The organism is Luteitalea sp., from assembly GCF_022842525.1.
Lineage (GTDB): Bacteria > Acidobacteriota > Vicinamibacteria > Vicinamibacterales > Vicinamibacteraceae > Luteitalea.
The window spans coordinates 1-6,375 of record NZ_JALHPM010000267.1 but is presented as its reverse complement, the minus strand read 5'-3'; the positions used below and the strand labels follow the sequence as shown (position 1 = coordinate 6,375).

General features: G+C 70.3%; 5 protein-coding genes. 1 reads left to right on the top strand and 4 read right to left on the bottom strand.

What is annotated here, in order from left to right; translation table 11 throughout:
- The 4 genes from Q0C41_RS28835 to Q0C41_RS28820 form a co-directional block, all read right to left on the bottom strand.
- Positions 1-208: hypothetical protein (locus tag Q0C41_RS28835; RefSeq protein ID WP_291990031.1), on the bottom strand; the 208-nt coding region annotated here is incomplete at its 3' end.
- Between the two features lie 76 nt (positions 209-284).
- Positions 285-1,031, bottom strand: a complete 747-nt coding sequence (locus Q0C41_RS28830) for an outer membrane lipoprotein-sorting protein (protein ID WP_291990029.1) — start codon at positions 1,029-1,031, stop codon at positions 285-287.
- A gap of 4 nt (positions 1,032-1,035) precedes the next feature.
- Entirely contained in the window at positions 1,036-3,588 is a 2,553-nt protein-coding gene (locus Q0C41_RS28825; protein WP_291990027.1) for an FtsX-like permease family protein, read from the bottom strand.
- Positions 3,585-4,259 carry an ABC transporter ATP-binding protein gene (locus Q0C41_RS28820; RefSeq protein ID WP_291990025.1) on the bottom strand — a complete coding sequence of 225 codons (675 nt, stop codon included), beginning with the start codon at positions 4,257-4,259 and terminating at the stop codon, positions 3,585-3,587. The genes Q0C41_RS28825 and Q0C41_RS28820 overlap by 4 nt, the downstream gene beginning before the upstream one ends.
- A gap of 151 nt (positions 4,260-4,410) precedes the next feature.
- Here Q0C41_RS28820 and Q0C41_RS28815 point away from each other — a divergent pair, with 151 nt between their 5' ends.
- A complete protein-coding gene (locus Q0C41_RS28815; RefSeq protein WP_291990023.1) occupies positions 4,411-6,282 on the top strand; it encodes a radical SAM protein in 1,872 nt (623 codons plus the stop codon).
- The last annotated feature ends 93 nt before the right edge of the window (positions 6,283-6,375 follow it).

Here is a 6,375-nt window from a genome sequence, read left to right as displayed (position 1 = left end):
CGACCCGGGTGTCGAACGCCCCGTCGATCTTCAGGCTGCCCTTCCGCCACGTGACCTCGTGGCGGAACAGCAGGTCACCCACGGCCTGCGTGGGGTCGTTCAGGGCCTCCTGGGGATAACCGGTCAGCGTCAGGTCCAGGTATCCGCGCTGTTCGAACGTCTGCGGCTGTGCAGCCGCCGGTGTCGGCCCCGCGCACGCCAGCAGCACGACGGCGAGCAGGCGTCGGCGCCATGCGTGCCTGCGCGCGCGCGGCCGGGCGCGTGTTCGCCGGGCGCGGCCGGGATCAGCTGCGCTGCAGCGCCTGCACCGTGAACTGGTCGTCGCGCAAGGGCACATCGTAGGTCAGCGACTCGAGCGTGAGGATGGTGCGGCTGTTGCGCGTGAAGTCGTGCATCTCCAGCGTACGGGCCGACCAGATGCCCTGGACGCTGGCCATGTCCCTGTAGCGGAGCCGGCGCACGAGGGTGCTTCCGTTGAAGTTCTCGACCTGCGCGAACGAGTAGGTCGACTGGCGGATCCAGAGGGTGGAACGCGTGTACTGCGATCGCCTGCCGGGCCTGGGGGTCGAGGCGATTCTCCAGCAGCGCTCGCCCTCGAGCGTCTCCTCGCCCTCCATCACGTAGGTGTGGTGATCGACGTCGCGCTCCTCGAGGTCCTCGAAGCTGAAGTCGGTGCCGAAGAAGCGCGTGCGGCGGTCCTGCGTGGCGATGCGCCGCTCGCGGTTGATGGCGGGCGTCCACATCCACTGGTCCGACGCTCGGTCGGGGAAGTTCACGATGAGGAGCGCGACGCCCTTCACCTCGGCGGGTCCCGTGAAGCGGATGATGGTCTTGCTCGCCCCGTGCGAACCGAGGCGCGTGTACGTCCACCGCTTCTCGGACGTCTTGCCGCCCGCGTCCACCACCTGCAGCCGCCCCTCGTACCGCTGCGACTTCGTCGTCGACCGCGCCTGGGCCTCTGCGACCACCTGCCGGGCATCCTGCGCGGTCACGGTCGTCGCCGCGGCGAGCACGGCGCATGGGATGAGCATCCACTTACTCATATTCGAGTGCCTCGACGAGTGAGCCGCGCACGGCGGACTCCGCCGGACCGATGGCCGCAGCCACCGCGGCCGCCAGCATGACCGGGCACACCGCCAGCGCCACGAGCGAAGGATACGCGTAGTCGAACCTGAGGCCCGGGTAGTCGCGGTAGCTGATCTGCAGCACGAAGTACAGGTGGAGCGCGCCGAGGACGAGTCCGAGCACGAGGCAGACCACGGCAAGCGTCGCCGCCTCCATCCAGATGGCGGCGCGCACCTGCCGCCGAAGACCGCCGATCGCCTGCAGCACACCGAACTCGCGCCGGCGGTCGGCGATGGTGACGGTGAGCGAACTGGCGATGCCGAGGACGGCCACGAGGGTCGCCACCGCGATCTGCACCCAGGTGACGCTGAACCACTGGTCGGCCATCCGCCCGACGTAGGCGCGCACCTGATGGCTGGAGAGGACGAAGAGACGTCGCTGGTCGGCAAACCGCGTCAGGATGCGTCCACGGACCTCCTCCGGCACGGCACCAGGCGACACGTACACCCTGAACAGATCGACGGTGTCGTCCTGCCAGTGCTTCCGATACAGGGCGAGGTCGACGATGAGGGCGCCCTGCGTGTCGGAGTACTCGCGCACGACCCCCGCCACGGGCAGGCGGAGCATGCCGGTGGGCGCCGCCAGCTCGACGACGTCTCCCGCATGCACGCCGAAACCCGCCGCGAAGTTCTCCGAGACGATGGCGGCCTCTCCCGCGGCGACCCGGCGGTACATGTCGGCCGCCTCGCCCTCGAGGACGGTGCGACGGGCGGTGCGGCCGACGCTCTCGACGTCGGTGGCCATGAGCAGCACGAGCGAGTTGCGGTAGGCCACGCGGGGCTGCCGCATCCGTTGCACGATGGCCACGCCCTCGACCTTCGCGAGTTCGCCCGTCATCGCCTCGGGGAGGCGGTAGTCGCGCCCCGTCAGCGTGGGCGAGCCCGTGACGAAGAAGTCCGGATTGAGCGCCGACTCGGCCCACTCGGTGATCTGCCCATGACTGGCGCGGCCGATCCCGGCCAGCCCGACGACGAGGGCGATGGCGAGCATGAGCGCCGACACGGTGGCCGACGTCCGCCGGGGCGCCCCGATCAGGCTGTCGGCGGCCAGCATCCCCTCGGTAGGCCTGAGCCACACGAGCGCCGGCCGCAGCAGTCGCACGAGCGCCACCGAGAGCCACGGCGTGAGCAGGAGGGCCGCCAGGAGCAGGCACAGGTAGCCGACGTAGAAGGCCGGCAGTGAGGTCGTGCCGACGAACAGGGCCGCGCCGAGCGCGCCGAGGCCTGCCGCCACGAGCGTCCGGGCGCGATTCTCGCCGGCACCGAGCACCTGAAGGCGCCCGCGCTGCAGGGCCTTGATGGGATCCACCCGCGCCGCCTCCCGGGCGGGCAGGGCCGCCGCCAGCACGCTGGTGAGCGTGCCGAGCGCCAGCGCGACGCCCACCAGCCACGGGGTCGGCGTCACCTCGGCCTGCCCCTGGCCGACGCCCTGGATGCCCTCGAGCAGTGTGCCGATCAGGCGGGCGACGCCCCCGGCCAGCGCGTACCCGAGCGCCACGCCCACCGCGGACCCGAGGCACCCGGCGACCGCGCTCTCGACGACGAACAGGAGGCCGACCTGCCCACGCGTCGCCCCGAGTGCGCGCAGGATGCCGATCTCGGCGCGCCGCTGGGTGACCGCCGTCGCGAACGCGTTGTAGATCATGAACAACGCGATCACGAGGGCGAACAGGCTGGAGAAGCGGAGCATCAGGCGGTAGATGCGGAGCAGCGACTCGAAGCTCTGGCCGCGTGCGCTCGGCGTCTGCACCTGGAACCCCGGTCCGAGGGCCTGCTGCAGCGCCTGCCGTCCCGCATCGAGCGCCACGCCGGGAGTGAGCGCGAGGTCGATCCTGTCGAAGCGGCGCCCGCGTCCGAACACGTGCTGCGCCGCGTAGATGTCCATGATCGCGAGGTTGCCGCCGAAGGCCCCGCTCAGCCCGCTGGCGCCGAGCACGCCGCGGACGACGAACTCCTTGCGCCCATCCACGGTGTCGAGCGGGAGGCGGTCGTTGGTGCGCAGGCCGTTGCGCCGGGCGAACTCGGCCGTGATCATCAGCGAGTCCGGCTGCGCGAGAAAGACGAGCGGGTCGTCGAGCACCGCCGCATCGCCGCTCTCGAGGTCGTACTCGCGCAGGCTCCGGTCGCCCGTCATGTCGATGCCGAGAATCAGCACGTTGCCCTGCCCGGGCAGGCCCGTGGCACCCACGGCCTCGATCACGGGCGAGGCGACCGCGACCTCGGGCATCGCCTGCACCCGCTCGAGGACCGCCTCGTCGAAGCCGCTGAAGCCCGCCGTCACCTGCAACTCGGTCGCGCCGGCCAGCCGCGAGACGGTCTGCGTGAAGGCGCCGAACACCGCGTCGTTGGCCGCGCGCATGGCGACGAACACCGCCACGCCGATTGCGATGCCGGCCACGGTGAGCAGCGCCCGGCCCGCGTGCTTGCGCACGTAGGGCCAGCTGATCAGGCGCAGCAGGATCACCGCCGCACGTCCCCGACCACCTGGCCGTCGCGCATGGCGATCGTGCGCCCGCAGGATTGCGCGACGCGCATGTCGTGCGTGACGATCACGATGGTCGTCCCGAGGCGCGCGTGCAGGTCGGTGAGCAGCGCGAGGATGTCCTCGCCGGTGCGCGAGTCGAGGTTGCCGGTCGGCTCGTCGCCGAGCAGCACGGGCGGATAGACCGACAGCGCCCGCGCGATCGCGACGCGCTGCCGCTCGCCTCCCGACAGCTCCTCGGGCAGGTGGTGGACGCGCTGTGCCAGGCCGACGACGCCCAGGAGTTCCGTCGCGCGCTCCCTGGCGCGGTGCCGCGACCAGCCGCGCAGGTGCAGGGGGAGCGCCACGTTCTCGAGCGCCGTCAGCGTGGGGAGCAGGTTGAAGAACTGGAAGACGAAGCCGATCGTGTCCCGGCGCACCCGGGTGAGCTCGTCGTCATCGAGCCCCGACAGGCGCCGCCCGTCGATGCTCACCTCGCCGCTGCTGGGACGGTCGAGGCACCCGATCAGGTTCAGCAACGTCGACTTCCCCGAGCCCGACGGGCCAACGATCGAGACCATCTCGCCGCGCGTGATGCTGACCGAGACGTCGTTCAGGGCAACGACCCGCCGCTTGCCGTCGAATTGCTTGACGACGGCATCGAGCCGGATCATGTCCGGCTGCGCCTCGGGAGTTGGACTGGCGTCGATGGCGGCGAGGGTAGCGAAGGCCCGGTCGCCTGTCAAACGTGAGCCGTGCGTGCTTGACAGCGCGCCGTCGTTTTGCTCAAGCTACGAGCTCCAAACAGTTCGCATGAGGTGACCGATGCGCCTGGCCGCAGTGTGGGGCGACGTGGTGTCTTCGTTGGCGTCGGGTGTCTGGCACGCGGCGCAGTGGGTCAACCGTCTCGTGCCCGATCGCCCGTTCCAACCGGCGTGGGCGCCGGCGCCGCTGCTCAAGCAGCGGGAGCGCACGTCGCCTCCGCTCGGCTTCCCGCGCGAGACGGATTCCCTGTGTCCCGCGTGCGTCATCGACATTCGTGACCGGATCGTCGCCGGCGAGGCGGACTGGCGGGTGCTGGTCGACGAGCGGCCCGGCGAGATCCGGGCGAGTATCGTCGAGCGCGACAACCGCGTGTACATGGAGAAGACCTGCCCGGTGCACGGCACCTGGTCCGACCTGATGGCCGTGAATGCGCGCTTCCTCCGCCGCATCGAGGACCTGTACCCGGGGCGCGACTTCCAGATGGCGCCGGACCGGCTGCACGACCACGGATCCTCCTCGATCAAGTACGGCCGGGGCGCCGTGCTCACGGTGGATCTCACCAATCGCTGCAACATGATGTGCGACCCGTGCTTCATGGACGCCAACCAGGTGGGGTACGTCCACGAGCTCTCGTTCGAGGAAGTGCGGACGATCCTCGACGACGCGATCACGGTGAAGCCCCGGCGTCAGCTCACCGTGCAGTTCTCGGGGGGAGAGCCGACGCTCTCGCCGCATTTCCTCGAGGCCATCGCCTACGCGAAGCAGGTCGGCTACTTCTCGGTGCAGTGCGCCACCAACGGCGTCCGCTTCGCCCAGGATCCCGAGTTCGCGCGCCGCGCGCGCGCGGCCGGCCTCCGGCTCGCCTACCTGCAGTTCGACGGCATCGGCAACGAGAAGAACGCGCATCGCGCCGTCGGCAACCTGTTCGAGGTCAAGGAGAAGGCCATCGAGCACCTGCACGCGGCCGGCGTCGACGTCACGCTGGTGGTCACGATCGTCAACACGATCAACAACGACCAGGTCGGCCCGGTGATCCGCTTCGCGATCGATCACATCGACAAGGTCAACGCCGTGTCCTTCCAGCCGGTGTCGTTCACCGGTCGCGACGAGCACCTCGATGCCGACACGCGTGCGCGATGGCGCTACACGCTCTCGCACCTGGCCGAGGACGTGCAGCGGCAGACGGGTGTCACCGATCCGCTGCGCGACTGGTACCCGCTCTCGGCCTCGGGTCCCCTGTCCGACTTCACCGACAACCTGTCGGGCCTCGACGCGCAGTGGGGCAGCCTCAAGTGCGGGTGCCATCCCAACTGCGGCATCGGCACGCTGTTCCTGGTCAACGCGACGACGCGGCAGGCCGTGCCGATGGCCGACGTGTTCGACACCGATCGATTGATCGAGGACTTCAAGACGATCAACGAGCGACACCGGTCACGCCCGGTCATGGCCCTGCAGGCCGTCCTGGCGCTGCTGCGCAACTTCAGGTACGGCCGCGCCCCCGGCGGACTCGGCTTCTGGCAGATGCTGCAGGTGGCCGACGGGCACACCGGCAAGCGGATGGGGCTGACCAGCGAGGGGCGCCACGAGTGGCGGGTGCTGCTGGTGGCGGGGATGTGGTTCCAGGACCTCTTCAACTACGACTTCAGGCGCACGGAGATGTGCATCATCCCGTACGCGACGCAGATGGGCGAGATCTCGTTCTGCGCGTACAACACCGGCGTCGGCTGGCGGAAGATCGTCGAGAAGATGCACATGAACGCCACGACGGCCGAGTGGTTCAAGACGCGCGGCCGCCACGCCATCTACGCGGCGGGCAAGTCCGTGCCGCTGCCGGCCTCCGCGCCGCGGACCGTGATCCCGCTGGTCGCCGTGCCGGCGAGCGGCGAGGTCGCGGTGCCGGTCGGCGCCGGGTGTGGGTGCCATGACGCGTGACGCCGCGGACGGGGGCCGGGCGTGAAGCTCCACCAGGATGAACTGGCGCTGGCGCGGGCCTACGACGCCACCCAGCCGTTCGAGGGGCTGTCG